The following is a 16,809-nucleotide window of genomic DNA, read 5'->3' as shown; positions in this document are numbered from 1 at the left end:
GGAGCCGCACGGCTCCCCGGTGTTTTTTGGTTAGTAGTCCGGAATGTTGATGCGGTAGATTTTGTCTCCGGCGAGCGCGTACAGGCTCTTTTCGTCCGCGCCAATCGCAAGGTCCGTCACATCATTCAGAATGGGGTTGGTGAGCTGGGTCAGAAGTTCACCCTCTTTGCTCGTGATCACCACGCGGCTGTACGCGGGATCCAGGACATACAGCCGGGTTCCTTGTTCCGTGGTGTAGAGCCGCACGTAGTCTCCGGGCAGTTCAATCGCGCCCCAGGGGATGGTCTTGTTCAGGCTCCCGCGCAGGAACGCGTGTATGGTGCCCTGGGAGTCCAGCAGGTAAACGAATCCGTCAACCGCAATGTCTTGCATGGTGGCGAACTCGTACTCTCCGGTGAGCCACTTTTGGGGCGCGGTAAAGCCTGCTCCGGCCCGCCTGAACCTGATAATCTGGTTTTCTTCAGCGCTCCACGTGTACAAACTGGTGCCGTACGCGGCGAACGGCTTGGCGCTCTCCGGGGCATAGGGGAATTCCTGGCGCGCTACGGTTTCGCCATCCGCGTCCACAATGAGCGCGGCTTGCGGAGCCAGGGCCGCGATAGCGCTTCCCTCAAGGGGAAGCGCGGTATTGAACGGGGCCATGCCCGAGGGTGTAAGGGCGAGCGAAAGCAGGAGCCCGTTTTCGGCATCCAGTCTCGCGATTTTTTCCTGCACCCCGTCGTAGAAGAATATGGTTTCTCCGAGCGCGGCAAGCCCGGATTCGTTCGCGGAAATGGGCGCGGGAATGATGGTTGCAACAGTCGCAATGTCGCTTATAGGCTGCTTTTTCTCACTCTTATTCTGAAGTGTTGCGATGGCGCCCGCGAGCGCCTGGTACCGCGCTTCCTCGTCCGGAAATTCGCGCTCAAGCTCGGCAATCAGGGCCTGCACTTCGGCAAGCAGTGTTTGGGATTTGATTTTGTTTCCGTAGATGAGGGACGCTTCCGCCTCGCTCACCTTTTGTTCAACCCTCGCGATGCGCCCCTGAAATTCCGCAATCCGGCTTTCTTGGTTCTGCCGGCGCGCGCGCACTGCGATGCTCCCCGCGAACACGAGTACCAGCGCCACCGCGGCGAGCCCGGCGAGCTTCCGTTTTTTAGATTGCCCGTACACAAGGTTGCGGGTCCACGCGGCCGCCGTATTTTTGATCCGCTGCCGCATATAGGATCGGGTATTGCCGTTTTTCAGGCTTGCTGCGACGGTTTTTTCAAAAGCCACCATGGCCGGGATGGCGCGTTTGAGCGCTCTCTGGAACGCTTCCAGGAGCTTTGCGAGTGTCGCGAGCATAAACGTCAAGGCTGCCCGGGAATATTGCCCCATTCGCGCAAGAACGGCTTGGGCTGTTTGTCCGCCTTCTTCAAAACGCGTGATCGCCTCGGGGTAGGGCGCGCTTTCGGGCAGCGCGGGCTGGTATTCGGCGGCCAGCGTTGCCTCTTCCGCGTACCGCGCTTTGGGTACGCTTGGGCGCGCCGTTTCGCGCGGCTCCACGCTCGCGCGCGCGGGGGAGACGACCGCCAGGGCGAACTGCTTGTGGCTCGGCGCGCGCGCCAGGAGTTCGGTGAGCGCGGCGCACGCCTCCGGGGCCTCAAACTCCCGGGCGCACTTCCGGATACGCTCCACCGAGAGGTAGTCAAGCACGGATTCATTGGTAAGCACCAGTGCGGTTTCGTTTGTGAGTTTGCCGCTTATGATGTTGGTGAAGAGCTTAATGGGGTTGGGCGCGGATGCATCGTTCGGAGATTTGAGCACGTCCACGATTTTTTCGTTGTGCACCAAAAATGCGTGCACCATGCCTACTGCTGCGAGGTGCACCTCGCTCTCCGCGAGCCCGAGCACCGCGATGTGGATGCGGTTCAGCCAGTTTTTCGGTTTCCCGAGCAGCGTATCTTTGATTTTGATGTTCGCCTTGGCGAGCGCGTTTTCAAACGCGTACTCCGTTTCCTGGGTGGGCGCGTTAAAAAATTGGTACTCCAATTCCCGGACGATATCCTCAACGATGATTTCGTTGTCGCGGTCTGAGATCTCTATTTCCACAAGCACCACGAGTTTTTTGTCCCGGGCGCGCTCGTGGGAGAGATCAAACACCTCAAGCGTGCCCGGGGCTCCGGACTGCCTTAAAACCTCCGTGGAAACAATGGTGGATTGGCGGCTTTTCATATTGTTTTTTTGGGGCCGTGGTTGACGTGGGGGTATCAAGGTATTATACTACATCTGCTATCAGTGAACAAATTTTGTGTATGCTTGAGCACATTTTCGGGTCAAAGGTTCGGGTAAAGCTCCTAAAGCTCTTTTTGGCGGGCCCCACGGACGAACGGGACTACTACATCCGCGAGCTTGCCCGCATCCTCGGGGAGCATTTGAATTCAGTGCGCCGGGAGCTGGAAAATCTGGAAGACGTGGGGCTTGTGGTGTCCCAGGAAAAGGACAAGCGCAAGTACTACGGCGTGAACAAAGATTTTTTGCTGGTGCCGGAGCTCAAGTCCCTGCTCTTAAAGTCGCGCGAGCTCGGGGAGCAGAAGCTGGTCGGCCAGCTGGAGAAGGTGGGCACCATGGACCTCTTAGTGCTCGCCGGCTCGTTCGTGGGCCAGGCAGAATCGCCGGTTGACATTTTCATCGTGGGCCGCGTGCAAAAGCCCAAGCTGGAGCAGTTCGTAAAAAATTACCTCAAAGAGAGCGGCCGCGACTTAAAGTACACGGTCATGAACAAAAAAGAGTTTCAGCACCGCGTGGAGCTTGGGGACAGGTTCATCTTCACCATTCTGAACGGCCGTAAGATTACCGTCATTAACAAGCTCGGAGTGTAGCATGGAGGGAGTGGTGCTGCAGAAAGCAATTGCGGACGCCGGGGCTGCCTCGCGCCGCGCCGCTGAAAAACTGATCCGTGCGGGCAGAGTCAAGGTCAACGGCCAAAAGATCACGAAACTCGGAACGCGGGTTGAGGTACAGCGCGACCGCATCACCATAAACGGCAAACCGCTTGGACACGAAGGCTCTAAAGTCTATTTTTTGCTGCACAAGTCCAAAGGCGTGCTCTCAACCGCGCATGATGACCGCGGCCGCACAACAGTTTTAGATATCGTCAAAACGCGGGAACGGATCGTTCCGGTGGGCAGGCTTGATGTTGATACCACGGGCCTCCTCATTCTCACGAACGACGGGGAGCTCGTGTACGAGCTCACGCACCCAAAGTTTGAGCACGAGAAAGAATATGAGGCAGTGGTGGAGATTCCGGGCAACTGGGGAGCCGGGCTTCTCAAGAAAGGGCTGGAGCGGCTCCGGCAGGGTGTGAAGATCACCACCGGCAGAACAAGCCCCGCCAAAACGCGCTTCATCAAAAAGATTGGAGCGCGCCAGTACCTCATTTGCATCGCCATCCACGAGGGCCGCAAGCACCAGGTGCGGCAGATGATCAACGCCATCGGCGCATCCGTGGTATCCCTCACGCGCGTACGCATGGGCCCGATCAAACTCGGCGGCCTCAAGGAGGGCGCGTACCGGCAACTTACTCCGCAGGAGATTGCATCACTCAAAAAGAAAAACAGCCGATAGCATCGGCTGTTTTTCTGAACTGGTATCTGTAGTTGCGCTAGTACGTTTGCATTATATCAGATACTTGTTTGTGAATCAAGATTTTTGATTTGCCGCGTATCGCTTCACAGACTCAAGCATTCCCTTTATAAAGTATTTTTCAAATGGAATATTTTCTAGGCGCAACCATTTATAGCCGCTGTGCTCATGAGATACTATGGGGACACCTGCAATATATTCTGCCTCAAAGAGCAGGTAGAATACGCGGATTTCTTTTTTTTGACGTACAGAAAAATATTCATGTCGCCCAAACGAAACTGGATCAAGCGATAATTTATATTTTACATCTCCTCCAATCTCCTCTTTTAATTCTCGGTCAATAAGTGTTTCATATGGAGTGGTAAATTCATCCGTGTTAATTCTACCCCCGGGCATATCATAATAATCACCTTCCCCGGTCTCTTCGGCGTTTTTGAGTACTAAAATTTTCCCTTTTTTATTTTTTAAGATAATTTTGAGCGCAACGTTATAGTAATCGGGATTGTGAACTTGCATGTACTAGTGTTAATGCTTTTTGTATTTTTTTATAAGCCAATCAAGAACGGCTTGTTGACTCTCAATGGTGCCTCTTCTGACCTGCGCCAGAAGCTGGACTGTATTGGGTTTTGGTAGGGCGGCATTCTGTAATCCTTCGTTACAGTTTGTACACATAGCTTTTAAATTTTCGGGAGAATCTGGACCGCCTTTTGATTTATCAATAATATGGCCCATAGTAAGGCGGATAGTCCTGCCAGTGTGAAAAGGGTCGGGATCGCCTGCTGCTAAGCCGCAGCTTTGACAGGTAAAACCGTTTCTTTCCAACACTATAGCTTTTGTTTCCTTGGAAATGCCGCGAGCAAAAGCCGGTTTTCTTTTTTTGGTGGCCATTATGTACTGTCCTGGCTTCAAATCAGCGCGGTCTTTGTGCGACAGAATTTGATACCCCTGTTCATCGCGCAGCTCACGGACGCGCCGTGCCCATTCAGCGGCCCAGCCAGAAGCCTCTTGAATTTCCTTTGAGTTTACGACTTTCCCGATATTATCGGTAAGGAAATCAAGAATTTTTTGTTTTGATCCTTTCTCCCTGTCTCTTTTCATGTTGTTTGGATGGCTTTGATGATTCTAAACCCAACTGCTTTGGCGACTGCGGGTGGAAAAGCGTTGCCAATTTGCCTGTATGATGAAGTTTTTCGCCCCGGAAAATGCCAGGAATCCGGGAAGCCCTGGATACGGGCAGTCATGCGCACGGTCAACCTTGGTAGTTTGTTATGTGGAAATTTTATTTCCGGAGCAGAATCGGCAATGCCTAATCCGTCAACTCCCAAATTTTTCCATTGCTCTCGCGCTCGTGTTGGCCCCAAATCAGGCCCGCCGTGTTTTTTTGAACCTCCCACTAAGGTTGGGCCGACATTGTTTGCTTTTTTCAACCACTTATGCGCGCCTGTCCAGCCATTGGCTGACATTAAATCAAAGAGGGCTTCTCCAACCGTAACTTTAGTTGAGAGAGTCCTCGGCCATTCAAAAAAATTTTTTAATCCGTTTTTTACCGCCACCAATATAAATCTAGGCCTCAATTGCGGCACCCCAAAATCGGAAGCATTTAATATTTTCCAATCAGACCAATAACCCAAATCAGTTAATTTTTTTTGAATATTTCTTCTGTAGGTTGCAAATTTTGCCGAAGCCAGGCCGGGAACATTTTCAAGCAATACCGCTTTTGGGTCGGCTTGCCCTATTATTTTGAGCGCATAGGGAAATAAATCTCTATCGTCCTTTTGTCCTAGCTGTTTGCCCGCAATGGAAAATGGAGGACAGGGAACCCCGCCTGCGACTAAATCAACCCCTAAAAAATTTTTCGCATTAAATTGCTTTAAATCGTAATTTATAACGTTTAGGCCGGGTCGGTTGTGCGTAAGAGTTCGGCAATACTCTTCCTCTATTTCAACAGCGCCGACACAATCAAATCCCGCCCCTTCTAATCCTAAAAATTGTCCACCACCGCCCGCGCAAAGTTCCAGTACCGTTTTTCTTTTTTTATGTATTTTCGGCATATCTAAATTATAGCAGAAAAAACTGCTTGCACCCAAAATTTAGTACTTCCTGATAATCCCCACCACCCTGCCGCGAATGATCACATTCTCAACCATCAGGGGTTGGTACTTGGCGTTCGCGGGCTGAAGGCGCACGTAGTTCTTTTCCTTGTAGAACTTCTTCAGAGTCGCGGTTCCATCATCCAGCACCGCAACCACCATGTCCCCGTTCTTGGCGTATTCGGTTTTTTCCACAATCACCAAATCCCCGTCCATATAGCACTGCCTGCCGCGCGTAATCTCCGCGGGCACCGCGATCTCCGCTTCGCGGTTCTCCACTGCCTCAATGGGCGCTCCTGCGGTAATCAATCCAACCAGGGGCAGGGAGTGCATGCTGCCTTCCAGGAAGGTTGGTTCCACATTGCTTCCGCTCCTCACAATTTCAAGTTCCCGGGACTGGATGTTGCCCGTGCGCTTGATGAACCCGTGCTTCTCCAAAAACGCCATGTGCTCGTGCACCGTAGCTAGGGACGAGACCTTGAATTTTTTCGCGATCTCCGAGAGCGTGGGCGCGTATCCCCGGTCCTTGACGTATGATTTCAAAAAATCAAGCAGCTGCTGTTTTTTGTTTGGTAAGATGATGGTCATATTAATAGGCGCGCTCCCATTCGCGGAACTGGCTGATCATGTGCCGGAAAATGGGTTCGCTTGAATACTTGTGGAAGCGCGTGTCTTTTTTGAGGCGGTTCCAGTTGGAGAGGGGGAGCCTGCGTACGGTGCACGCGCGGCCCTGGTTGACTGCCGCAATGTTTGCGGCCATAATGGTTTTGACGCGGCTTACGTCCTTGGCGAGCATGCGGAGTAGAATAGCGCGCTCATTGGGGCGCTTCTCTTTTTCCCAGGGCATGGTTACGCGCTTTAAAAAAGCGCCCACCAGGAGAGCCGGGGTAATCGCGAGCGTGAGTTGGAAGAGGGAGGTTGCCATATATTTTTCTTTTCGTTTGTTATGGTTTTATAATAGCCGAAGAAAAACCGAAAGTCAAATAGGTTATTGTGGATAACTTTTTTATGAAAAAAATTTTTGTAATTATCGTCATTATAGGGGCTGTAATTATTTGGTATGCAAACCAAGAGCCTGGTTTGCCGGAGGCTGTTCCATACTCTGATGTCATTGCGAGCGAACCCGCCGATTCGGCGGGGGAGCGAAGCAATCTTAATGATGCGCCGGACGGGGCTCCTCGCAATGACAGCGAGGGCGCGTCACCACCCCCCGTCCCCCTCAGTTCCACCCCAGAAATGCCTTCGGCAGTTTCTGGGGACCCCGGAGTTACAGGAGGGGGAATTCCGGTTGAGTACAACCTTGCGGTCCCGTTCCAATCCCAAGCTCCGCATGCTGATTGGTCATTGCCCTATCAGGAAGCGTGCGAAGAAGCGTCCCTTATCATGGCTGATAGATTTTTTTTCGGCGAGAGTTTGTCCGCGGAACAAATGGATGAGGCAATCAGAGAACTGGTTGCCTGGGAGCAGAATACGTTCGGGTACTACGAAGACACCACAGCCGCAGAAGTGGCGTTCATCTGGCAGGAATATTTTAAGGGTTCCGCAGTGCTGGATGATGATGTGAGCGTTGATAACATCAAGCGCCGCATCTCATCAAACAAGCTCGTCATTATCCCTGCTGCGGGCCGGATGCTCGGGAACCCAAATTTTACCGGAGACGGGCCCCTGTACCACATGCTCATCATCCGCGGGTACACGCCAACGCAGTTTATCACCAATGATCCTGGCACACGGCGCGGTGAAGAGTTTATCTATCCCTATGACACGCTTGTGAATGCCATCCACGATTGGCCGCGCGAGCACGGGGGGTTTAAGGATGATGTGACTGACGTTGTTCAACCTCAACGCAGGATAACCCCAACCCGAAAGGGAGGTGAGTAGTGAAAATCCCGGTCATAGTGGTAGGTCCGTACGGGAAGGCGCTGGGCAGACCCGTGTGCCGTGCTATCCTTGAGTCCGAAGCGTGCGCGTTCGTCGGCGGGGTAACGAGCCCCAATGGCGGCGTCGTACAACGTAGCCAGGAACTCGGAGGAGTAGCAGTGGCCGGATCATTCGCGTCGCTCGCTCGCGAGTCCAGTGCCTTTGTCTCCAACCGGGACGGAACCGTAGTGCTCTATGCCACAAAGGGCGACCAAGTTTTGAAACGCATGCAGGAGGCGGTTCAGAACGGGTTCAAAAGGCATGTGGTGGGTTCCACAGATCTTCCGCCCGCGACCGTGCAGTACCTAAAGGAGATGGCCGTGCGCGGAGAGCTGGTGCTGGACGCGCCGAACTTCAGCCCCGCAGCTACGCTTGTTGACTGGACCGCCGAGGTCTGGGCCAAGGTTTTTCCGGGCTATGACGCTGGGGTTACGGACAAGCACCACAACCGGAAAGCGGGCCCCTTAAGCGGGACCGCCCTGATGTATGCGCGGAGCATTGCCCGAGGACGCGGACTTGATCCCGAAGCCGTCATCCAGCGCCACGGGGCGCGGCCGGGAGCGGAACGCAAGGAGAGTGACATCTCGGTTACCGGGCATAGGCTCGGCGGACTTCCTGGAGAGCATGAGGTGTATTTCGCAGGCCAGCACGATTTGCTCGTGCTGGAGCAGCGCGCATACTCAACAGTGAGTTTCGCGCTCGGCGCGCTTTTGGCCATCATGTTCTGCTCGCCCCTCTCGTCCGGGCCGGTCGCGGGCGGCTTTGAGGGGAAGGTGTACCGCATGCGGGACGTGATGCGCCTGCCCAATCCCGCGAACATGCACATCTGGACGTAGGCCTCTGCGCGAGCCGCGCATCCTCACCGGTCGCGGCTCTGGGAGCCTGGCAGCCCGCGGTGGCCGCGGACCTCTCTCAAGGCGGGTTCCCCGCAGAGACATCGGCGCCGTGGCCTGCTGCCCACGGCGCCTTTTTACCCGTTCACTTACACGGGAAGGAGGTAAAGCGTGCTCCAATTTCTCGGAGCGCTTACAGGGCTGCAATTGTTCCTTGTTGTCGTGTCCCGGCTCGCGCGGTACGCGTACCCGCGTTCCGAAGAGGAGTACCTGCTCCACTGGGCAACGCACCGGTGGGTGCGCGCCGCGGCGCTCTCGTGGGTGTACATCGCGCGCTACCTCCCGCACATCAGGACGCTCATTGAGCATGCGGAAGGGAGGACTGTTGCGAGGGGCGTATGGAAGCTCGCATGCGCGTTCGCGCGGGCAATGGCGCGCGCCCCAGCCGGCGTTGAGCGCAGGGCGTTCCGCGAGTATGCCCGGCACCCGAACTTTCCGCAAAAACTGCGTGAGCGGTTTCCGAACCACGCAAACCACTAGGCCCCGCCTTCGGATAAGGCGGGGTTTACTTTTTGCTCCTGAAATACTACTATCACCGTGATGTATCTTTATATCAATACAACCGAGCGCGACTCATTTGCCGTCGCACTGGTGAATGACGGGGGAGTCGTCCGCACAAAAACCGTCGCATCAAACCGCCAGCATTCGGAAAAATTATTAGCGTCAATTCAGCGCATGCTTTCGCAGGCAAAAGCGTCACTGTCAGATATACGCGGCATCGCCTGCGTCCGCGGCCTGGGTTCGTTCGTGTCCCTGCGCATCGGCATTGCAACGGCCAATGCCTTGGCATACGCATTGCAGATTCCTGTTGTCGGCGTTTCAAAAGAACAGGGGATTGATAAAATAGCTGTGTTGTTCAAACGCCGCCGCAAAACGTCAAAAACCCCAGCCATCATCATACCCGAGTACGGGCGTGAGCCGGACATCATCCCAAAAAAGCGCGGTTAACGCCGCGTCCGTTCGCAAAGCACACGCCAGCCGCTAGAGCCGCTGCACTTTCGCAAGCGCGTCTTCCTGGTATTCCACATGCCGGTTGGGCCATTCCTCTGAAACGAGATGTTTCGCGCCCAGCACCTCAATGCCGGCCAGTTTTCCGGCGGCATCATAATCAACGGCAATGTCGTCCGATAGCCGCTTGGTGGTGACCGTGGTATCCAAAAATTCAACGTAAAGCGTGTCAGTTGTTTTGTCGTACTTGATTTTCATACAGTTAGTAGTAAAAGCAGTATATGGTAATGACAATTATAGGACTTACGCGTTTGACAAAAATAGTCGTCATTCTGGAGGCTTTGTACTCAAAGCCGATAGAATCTCCGTGAAAAACGCATAGATTCTATCGCTCGGGAGTACCCTCGCTCCAGAATGACGGCAAACGCGTAAGTCCTAGATAGGTTAAAATTGTATTTTGTCAACAAGTTAGGCTACGTTTTTTCACCCTCACCGGACCGAGCACATGGGTCAAGGAGAGTCAGCTATGAACCCATGGTTGATAGTGATATCGCTCATCATCTCTCTATTCATCTTCCGCTCATTCATGAATGATACTTCTAAGATCGGCCTTCGGCATGGCCCCTTAGGTAGAGCGGGAGAGGCAGCAGCAACTGCACTGCTTCTGGGATTTCTTGTGTTTTTGGCGTTGTCTGTTCTTGCAATACCCGTTCGGCTTGCGGGTGAGATTTGGGGGAGATAAGGAGTCATCTACTCCGCTACAAACCGAAGCTGGCGCGGGACTGACAAGCCAGTTGTTCTTCGTCCGTAGCTAAGCCCCGCAAGGGGACGGGGCCCATGGCGCAGCAGGCGCGTTACCGCCTCCTTACCAACGTGGACCTTGACAAAGTCAAGCGCCGCCGTTGCAGATATACCACGGCCAATCCAGACCTACATGGATTGGCTTTTTTTTTACCACCCCCTAACCCCCTCCTTATCAAGGAGGGGGAATGTTTAGTCAAGCCTTCCTTAAATCAAGGAGGGGGAATGCTGTTGTGAATAAGTTGTGCGTAAAACCCCTCTTGCAGGGGGTTGTGATGAAATGCAAAGTGGTGTATAATACCTGCACAGTGGTGAAAGGTGGATGGAAGTGGGGATAAGTCACCAAAACTGTTGATAAAGAGTGGCCATGTTCATCGGAGAGTACCAACATTCCATTGATGGGAAAGGCAGAATGGCAATTCCCGCCAAATTCCGCCAGACTTTGAAAAAAGGGGCAATCGTCACAAGGGGACTTGATAACTGCTTGTTCGTGTACACCCCGGATGAGTGGAAAAAATTTGTAGAGAGGCTTTCCGGCCTCCCGCTCTCGCAAGGCACATCGCGCGCATTCAGCCGCCTTATGCTCGCCGGCGCCATGGACGTGTCACTGGACAGCCAGGGCCGCATCTTAATCCCGGAGTATTTGAGAAAATTTGCCGGCATCAAAAAAGACACCACCATTGCGGGTTTGCACAACCGCTTGGAAGTGTGGGATGCCAAGACTTGGGAAAAGTACAAGCTTGCTACCGAGAAAGATTCCGCCAAAATCGCGGAAGAGCTCGGAGTGTAATGTCTTTCAATCATACCGCGAGGCAGCTCGCGCTATGACCCAAAGGCTTTACGCCAAAAAACAAAAACAAAACACATCCAGTTTTTTTTCGCATGACTGTTTTGCATTGTTTTTTAGTGGAGCTTTTGTAAGAGCTCCTTTTTAATGCCATGAGTGAATCCCTACAAATTCCCGTCATGCTTGAGGAGGCAGTTAATGGGCTTAATTTGAAACCCGGAGCGCTTGTCATAGATGCAACCGTGGGCGGAGGGGGACACGCGGAAGCGATCCTTAACGCAACGGCCCCAAACGGGAGGCTCCTCGCCATTGACTGGGACCAGGACGCGATCGGGCGTTCACAAAAACGCCTTGCAAAGTACAACCACCCCCTCGCCCCCTCCTTGAGGACAAAGGAGGGGGAAGCAAAGAGAGTCATCTTCAAACAAGCAAATTATACCGAAACAAAACGAATTGCGTATGAACAACGATTTTATCCGGTTAGCGCTGTACTACTGGATCTGGGTGTATCTCGCGATCAACTCAAAGACGAGTCTAGAGGATTTAGTTTCAACACTGAAGGACCGCTAGACATGAGGTTTTCTGACCAGGGGACGCTAACCGCGCGCGAGATAGTGAACACCTGGCCAGAGAAATCTCTGGAACGAATATTCACCGAATATGGTGAAGAGCGGCACGCCGCTCGCGCAGCACAGGCAATAGCCGCTGCGCGCAAGCGCGCGCCCATCAACACCACCCGAGAACTGGCAGACGTAGTTGTGCGCGGAGCCGGAGGGCGCGGTAGGTACCGCATCCACCCCGCTACCCGCATTTTCCAGGCTCTGCGCATAGCTACCAACGGTGAATTGGAAAACCTCAAGAGGGCCCTGCCCGAGCTGGTTTCGCTGCTCGCTCCGGGCGGGCGCATGGCGGTATTATCGTTCCATTCCCTGGAGGACCGCATCGTGAAATTCTTTTTTAGGGATGCGGCGCGCGCCCAAGCGCCAACCATCACCCTGGTAAACAAGAAAGTCAAGAAACCAACCCGCGCCGAGGCGCTCGCGAACAAGCCTTCGCGGAGCGCCAAGCTGCGCATTATACAAAAAACGTAGCCGCGCTGCGCTTGGAGCGGGCTTACGCGTTGCCCATGCACTATTCCCGATCGCACAACACAGGCTTGGTAAAATGGCACGCCATCCTCATCCTGTTGTTGGTCGGATTTGCCGCGGTATACGTGTGGCAGCTCAACTCCGAGGCAGGGCACACATTTTCCATCCGCGACCTGGAGGCGCGGCGCACGGAGCTTGCGGGCGAGATCCGTGATTTAAATTTGCAGCTCTCCCAGGCGCGTTCGCTCGCCGCGGTGGCGCGCCGCGCCGAGCGCCTGGCGCTGCAGGCGCCCCAGGAGGTTACGTACGTGCACCTGGGATTCAGCACCGTTGCCGCGTATGGTTCCCCGCTCTCGCCTTAACGCGTCCGCGTCCCTCTCGCCGGTCCGCCTCAGTTTGATGATTGGGGTTATTTTTATATTCGGGGCAACGCTTGCATACCGGCTCGCGGATCTGCAGATTCTGCGCGCGGCCGAGATTCTGGAGCGCGCCCAAAGCCAGCACGGAACCGTGCGCGTGTTGATGGCGGAACGGGGCAAGATATTCATCGGCGAGCGCGCATCCGGCACCGAATATCCGGTTGCCACAAACCGCGCGTTCAGCCAGCTGTACATTGTGCCTAAAGATATCGGGAATGCGGAAGCCGCGTTTACCGCGCTTGTGCCGCTCCTTGAGCCGTACGGCCTGGATGGAGAAACGCTGCGCTATCGCCTGGGCAAAGAGAACGATATCTACGAGCCGCTTCTGCATAAACTCACCAAAGAGGAGTTGGCGCCGTTTGAACAGCTGGGCATGCCGGGATTAGCATGGGAACCCGAAGAGTGGCGCTACTATCCGGAGGGCGGGCTCGTGGCCCACGTCACCGGGTTTGTGGGGTCCGCAAGCGAAGAGAAAACAGGGCAGTACGGGCTTGAGAGGCTCTTTGATGCAGAGCTCGCCGGGAAAGACGGATCCATTTCCGGGGCCACGGATTCGTCCGGGAGGCTCATACAGAACGCGGCCTTGGAACGCATTGAGCCCGAGCCCGGCATTGACCTTGTCCTCACCATAGACCGGACCTTGCAGACATACGCGTGCCAAAAGCTTTCGGAGCGCGTTGCCCAGGTGGCCGCTTCCGGCGGAACCGCCATTATCGTGGACCCCGCAAGCGGGGCCGTGCTCGTGATGTGCTCGGTTCCCGGCTTTGACCCGAATAACTACAACGAGGTTGCGGACATCAGCGTGTATTTGAACCCGGCCATTGCCGGAACTTATGAGCCGGGCTCAATCTTTAAGCCGTTTACCATGGCAGCTGCCTTGAACGAGGAGGCGCTCACCCCGCAGACCACGTACACAGACGAGGGGTTTATGGTTGTCGGAGAGCATCGTTTGAATAATTTTGACGGACAGGGGCGCGGGCTCGTGGACATGGTTGCCGTGTTGGAGCAGTCGCTCAACACGGGCGCGGTGTTTGCCCAGCAGAGCATCGGATCAGGCACGTTCCGCGAGTACGTGGAGACGTTCGGGTTCGGCAGGAGTACAGACATTGAGCTGCCGAACGAGGTTTCCGGGAACATTTCATCCCTCAAAAAGCGGGGCGACATCTGGGCTGCCACGGCCTCGTTCGGGCAGGGAATCACCGTAACTCCGCTCCAGATTGTGATGGGATATGCAGCCCTGGCAAATGGTGGTACACTGATGAAACCCTATATTATTGCCGAAAAGCGGCGGTCTGATGCTGTGGTAAGCCGCACTGAGCCCTTAGCCGTGGATACGGTTGTAAGCCCCCGCACGTCTGCCATCATCTCGGGCATGCTCGTGTCCGTGGTCAGGGAGGGGTATGATAACCACGGGGGCGTGCCAGGGTACTACATTGCGGGCAAGACCGGAACCGCGCAGATTGCGGAGGGCGGGGCGTACGGCAGAAAGACCATGCACTCGTTTGCGGGCTACGGCCCGGTGGATGCTCCGCGGTTCGCCATGCTCATCAAATTGGATGCCCCCGAGAACGGCAGGTTTGCGTCGGGAACTGCCGCTCCTCTGTTCGGGGACATTGCCAAATTCATTATGCAGTACTACGAAGTTCCGCCGGATGAAGCACTATGAAGCGCATAGTCATAATAGTACTCGCGGTACTCGCGCGCCGCGTCATACAGAAGTACCGGCCCACGGTTATCGCCATTACGGGCAGCGTGGGCAAGACCGCGGCCAAAGAGGCGGTGTACGCGGCCATTAAGAAGAAGTTCAAAACCCGCCGGAGCCGCGGGAATTTCAACACGGAAATCGGCGTGCCGCTCGCCATTTTTGACATAGGCTGGATGCCGGGCAGATCGCCGGTGCGGTGGTGCGCTGTGTTGCTGCGCGCGGCGAGTTTGCTTGTGCGGCCGTGCAATTACGCCAAGGTGCTCATCCTTGAGATGGGAGCGGACAAGCCCGGGGACATTGCGGCCTTAACAGCTTTTGTACCGCCGGACATTGCCGTTATCACCGCGATCTCTACGGCGCACACGCAAGCGTTCGGCGATGCCGCGGGCGTGGCAAAGGAAAAGGGCGCCCTGTTCCGCGCAGTGCGGCCGGGCGGGTGGATTGTGGTGAACCGGGACGATGCGGAAGTGGCGAAGCTCGCCGAATCGTCACGTGCGCAAAGGGTCAGCTATGCGCTGTCAGAGGCAGAGGGGGTTGATGTCTTTGCCTCCGATATCCTGGTAAGCGAAACCAATGATACTGAAACAGGAATCGCGGGAATGTCGTTCAAAGTGCACGCGGCCGGGTCAGTCACGCCCGTTTTGATCCGCGATGCGCTGGGCAGCCACTGGGCCTACCCCGCGCTGGTTGCGGCGAGCGTCGCCGGCATACTGGGGGTGAATATGGTTGAGGTTGCGGAGGGCTTACGCGAGCTCAAACTTGAGCCGGGCAGGATGCGCGTGCTTCCCGGCATTAAGCGCACCACCATTATTGATGATACCTACAACGCGTCCCCGGCTTCCATGAAAGCCGCGCTGCAGGCAGTTGCGGATTTGCATCGCCACGGAACCGTGTTTGCCGTGCTCGGGGACATGCTTGAGCTCGGGAGTTTGAGCGAAGGCGAGCACCGCGCCATAGGCCAGCTCATTGCGTCACTTTCCGGGATTAACGTGCTCATTACGGTCGGGGAGCGCGCCAGGGACATTGCGGCCGGCGCGCGGGAAGCTGGCATGGAAGAGGAGCGCGTGTTTGAATTTGGCGCCACGCAGGAAGCGGGCTTGTTTGTCCAGCAGAGAATGGAAAAAGGGGACCTGGTGCTGGTCAAGGGTTCGCGCGGCATGAAGATGGAGGCAATCGTCAAAGAAATCATGGCCGAGCCCCGCCGCTTGAACTAGCCCGCCAGCGGCTCAAGGCCGACATGCGTTTCAACGCGCGTCACGCGGCGCTTGATGCCTATGATTTCATCATCCTGCCGGTCGTCCCGCGCGACTTTCATGGTTTGCTCCTCGCGCATGGTTTTGACTTCCTTAAAAACTTTGTCCACGCCCGTCAGAATATCACTCTTAAACTGCGTTAAGTCTTCTTTGGTGGCCGCGTTTTGAATAATAAAATCAATGGATTCCTTGACATCCGAGATATCCTTCTTGAATTCTCGTTGGGTTACCGGTTGGTCTTGTTCGTTTTGGTTATCCATGGAGCCATTATAGCATGTTGGGTTTCTTGACTCAAGGCCCCGCTCCGTGTCGTTGCCATTCCATTGGCCACCATTGCCACACTAATCACACGCTCCACCTCATCCGCGGTTTCGCACTCCATCAGTTTCATGCGTAGCTCTTTAGCCCCGTCCCATCCCTGGACGTACGCCTTGAAGTGCTTTTTCATGACGTGGAACCGTTTGTGGGACACGAGTTTCTCAAACAAACGGCAATGCTCAACCAAAACAGCTAGCTTTTCATCAACAGTCGGCACATGGCCGGAGAAGAGCCAGGGGTTGCCGAAGATGCCTTTGCCGACCATGACTCCGTCCACTCCAGTCTCATCAGCTTTTCGTTGCGCGTCTTCCAGGGACAAAACATCCCCATTGCCCACTATCAGCGTCTTTGCATGCATGTCGTCCCGAATACGCACCGCGTCATGCGCCAATTCCCAGTGGCTGGGCACATCCGAGAGTTCAGACCGCGTGCGCCAGTGAAAGGTTACGGCAGCAGGTTCAGCCTCAAGCAGAGCAGGCAGCCATGCATCAAGTTCATTGGTACGATACCCAATCCGAGTCTTAACCGAGATTGGCAGCTTGGGCGCGCCCTGTTTTGCCGCGGCAATCAATTCTTGCGCGAGCTTATGGTCTTTCATGAGTGCGGCTCCGCATCCCTGCTTTTCCACGGCCCGGTCCGGGCAGCCCATGTTAATGTCAAACCCGTCAAAGCCCATACTTTGAATCATGGCCGCGGCTTTCTCCATCACGTGGGGCTTGGACGTAAAGAGCTGGGCCACAATCGGGCGCTCGCTCTCATCATATGCCAAATCTTTTACCACGGCATCATGCCCCGCGGAAAACAAACCATCCGCAGACACAAATTCAGTCCACATGGCGTGCGGCCCGCCGTATTTTGCAATCAAACGCCGGAATGCCGCGTCCGTGACATCGGCCATGGGGGCCAATACAAAAAAGGGGCGTGGAAGGTCATTCCAGAAATTCATCGTACAACCTCCCCTAACCCCTCCTTAGTAAGGCG

At 55.0% G+C, this 16,809-nt stretch carries 20 protein-coding genes; 11 read left to right on the top strand and 9 right to left on the bottom strand.

The genetic code is table 11. From position 1 onward, the window contains the following. Positions 1-30: 30 nt before the first annotated feature. Positions 31-2,196 carry a hypothetical protein gene (locus HYT31_03230; GenBank protein ID MBI2050795.1) on the bottom strand — a complete coding sequence of 722 codons (2,166 nt, stop codon included), beginning with the start codon at positions 2,194-2,196 and terminating at the stop codon, positions 31-33. A gap of 80 nt (positions 2,197-2,276) precedes the next feature. On the opposite strand from HYT31_03230, the gene HYT31_03225 reads away from it, so the two are divergent. Beyond that, positions 2,277-2,843, top strand: coding sequence for a winged helix-turn-helix transcriptional regulator (locus tag HYT31_03225; GenBank protein ID MBI2050794.1), 567 nt, complete (start codon positions 2,277-2,279; stop codon positions 2,841-2,843). A gap of 1 nt (position 2,844) precedes the next feature. Next, positions 2,845-3,588, top strand: coding sequence for an rRNA pseudouridine synthase (locus HYT31_03220; GenBank protein MBI2050793.1), 744 nt, complete (start codon positions 2,845-2,847; stop codon positions 3,586-3,588). Between the two features lie 75 nt (positions 3,589-3,663). Here HYT31_03220 and HYT31_03215 read toward each other — a convergent pair whose 3' ends face one another. Genes HYT31_03215 through HYT31_03195 form a run of 5 tightly spaced genes read right to left on the bottom strand, consistent with a single transcriptional unit; the run spans position 3,664 to position 6,621 of the window. Beyond that, complete coding sequence (locus HYT31_03215) at positions 3,664-4,122, bottom strand: NUDIX hydrolase (GenBank protein MBI2050792.1); 459 nt, start codon at positions 4,120-4,122, stop codon at positions 3,664-3,666. A 9-nt stretch (positions 4,123-4,131) separates the two neighbouring features. Next, complete coding sequence (locus HYT31_03210) at positions 4,132-4,704, bottom strand: HNH endonuclease (protein MBI2050791.1); 573 nt, start codon at positions 4,702-4,704, stop codon at positions 4,132-4,134. Continuing rightward, positions 4,701-5,657 (bottom strand): DNA cytosine methyltransferase, encoded by a 957-nt coding sequence (locus HYT31_03205; GenBank protein MBI2050790.1) that lies wholly within the window; start codon positions 5,655-5,657, stop codon positions 4,701-4,703. The genes HYT31_03210 and HYT31_03205 overlap by 4 nt, the downstream gene beginning before the upstream one ends. A gap of 39 nt (positions 5,658-5,696) precedes the next feature. After that, positions 5,697-6,284, bottom strand: a complete 588-nt coding sequence (locus tag HYT31_03200; GenBank protein ID MBI2050789.1) for a repressor LexA — start codon at positions 6,282-6,284, stop codon at positions 5,697-5,699. A 1-nt stretch (position 6,285) separates the two neighbouring features. Further along, on the bottom strand, positions 6,286-6,621 hold the full coding sequence (locus HYT31_03195; GenBank protein MBI2050788.1) for a hypothetical protein: 336 nt from the start codon (positions 6,619-6,621) through the stop codon (positions 6,286-6,288). An 83-nt stretch (positions 6,622-6,704) separates the two neighbouring features. On the opposite strand from HYT31_03195, the gene HYT31_03190 reads away from it, so the two are divergent. The 4 genes from HYT31_03190 (at position 6,705) to tsaB (ending at position 9,457) form a co-directional block, all read left to right on the top strand. Continuing rightward, complete coding sequence (locus HYT31_03190) at positions 6,705-7,577, top strand: C39 family peptidase (protein MBI2050787.1); 873 nt, start codon at positions 6,705-6,707, stop codon at positions 7,575-7,577. Further along, positions 7,577-8,452, top strand: a complete 876-nt coding sequence (locus HYT31_03185; GenBank protein MBI2050786.1) for a hypothetical protein — start codon at positions 7,577-7,579, stop codon at positions 8,450-8,452. The genes HYT31_03190 and HYT31_03185 overlap by 1 nt, the downstream gene beginning before the upstream one ends. Positions 8,453-8,620: 168 nt before the next feature. After that, positions 8,621-8,989, top strand: a complete 369-nt coding sequence (locus HYT31_03180; GenBank protein ID MBI2050785.1) for a hypothetical protein — start codon at positions 8,621-8,623, stop codon at positions 8,987-8,989. A 60-nt stretch (positions 8,990-9,049) separates the two neighbouring features. Then, a complete protein-coding gene (gene tsaB / locus HYT31_03175) occupies positions 9,050-9,457 on the top strand; it encodes a tRNA (adenosine(37)-N6)-threonylcarbamoyltransferase complex dimerization subunit type 1 TsaB (GenBank protein MBI2050784.1) in 408 nt (135 codons plus the stop codon). 33 nt (positions 9,458-9,490) lie between these two features. Here the strand turns inward: tsaB and HYT31_03170 are convergent, their stop codons facing one another. After that, positions 9,491-9,715 carry a DUF2283 domain-containing protein gene (locus tag HYT31_03170; protein ID MBI2050783.1) on the bottom strand — a complete coding sequence of 75 codons (225 nt, stop codon included), beginning with the start codon at positions 9,713-9,715 and terminating at the stop codon, positions 9,491-9,493. A 910-nt stretch (positions 9,716-10,625) separates the two neighbouring features. On the opposite strand from HYT31_03170, the gene mraZ reads away from it, so the two are divergent. From mraZ to HYT31_03145, 5 genes are all read left to right on the top strand, one after another. Next, a complete protein-coding gene (gene mraZ / locus HYT31_03165; protein ID MBI2050782.1) occupies positions 10,626-11,048 on the top strand; it encodes a division/cell wall cluster transcriptional repressor MraZ in 423 nt (140 codons plus the stop codon). 149 nt (positions 11,049-11,197) lie between these two features. Further along, positions 11,198-12,136 carry a 16S rRNA (cytosine(1402)-N(4))-methyltransferase RsmH gene (gene rsmH / locus HYT31_03160; protein MBI2050781.1) on the top strand — a complete coding sequence of 313 codons (939 nt, stop codon included), beginning with the start codon at positions 11,198-11,200 and terminating at the stop codon, positions 12,134-12,136. A 35-nt stretch (positions 12,137-12,171) separates the two neighbouring features. Beyond that, the gene (locus HYT31_03155; GenBank protein ID MBI2050780.1) at positions 12,172-12,495 is read left to right on the top strand and encodes a hypothetical protein; all 324 of its coding nucleotides are present in this window, start codon (positions 12,172-12,174) and stop codon (positions 12,493-12,495) included. Continuing rightward, positions 12,473-14,218: a penicillin-binding protein 2 gene (locus tag HYT31_03150; GenBank protein MBI2050779.1), complete on the top strand. Its 1,746-nt coding sequence runs from the start codon at positions 12,473-12,475 to the stop codon at positions 14,216-14,218. Before HYT31_03155 ends, HYT31_03150 begins: the two co-directional genes overlap by 23 nt. Beyond that, entirely contained in the window at positions 14,215-15,471 is a 1,257-nt protein-coding gene (locus HYT31_03145) for a hypothetical protein (protein ID MBI2050778.1), read from the top strand. Before HYT31_03150 ends, HYT31_03145 begins: the two co-directional genes overlap by 4 nt. Here the strand turns inward: HYT31_03145 and HYT31_03140 are convergent. Then, complete coding sequence (locus HYT31_03140; protein MBI2050777.1) at positions 15,468-15,770, bottom strand: hypothetical protein; 303 nt, start codon at positions 15,768-15,770, stop codon at positions 15,468-15,470. The genes HYT31_03145 and HYT31_03140 overlap by 4 nt on opposite strands. Further along, entirely contained in the window at positions 15,737-16,726 is a 990-nt protein-coding gene (locus tag HYT31_03135) for a tRNA-dihydrouridine synthase (protein ID MBI2050776.1), read from the bottom strand. The genes HYT31_03140 and HYT31_03135 overlap by 34 nt, the downstream gene beginning before the upstream one ends. Positions 16,727-16,809 lie beyond the last annotated feature (83 nt).

This window comes from Parcubacteria group bacterium (assembly GCA_016181765.1).
GTDB lineage: Bacteria > Patescibacteriota > Patescibacteriia > UBA2169 > UBA2169 > CG10-46-32.
Note: the sequence above shows the minus strand (reverse complement) of the source record. Positions and strands in the feature narration are given on the sequence as shown.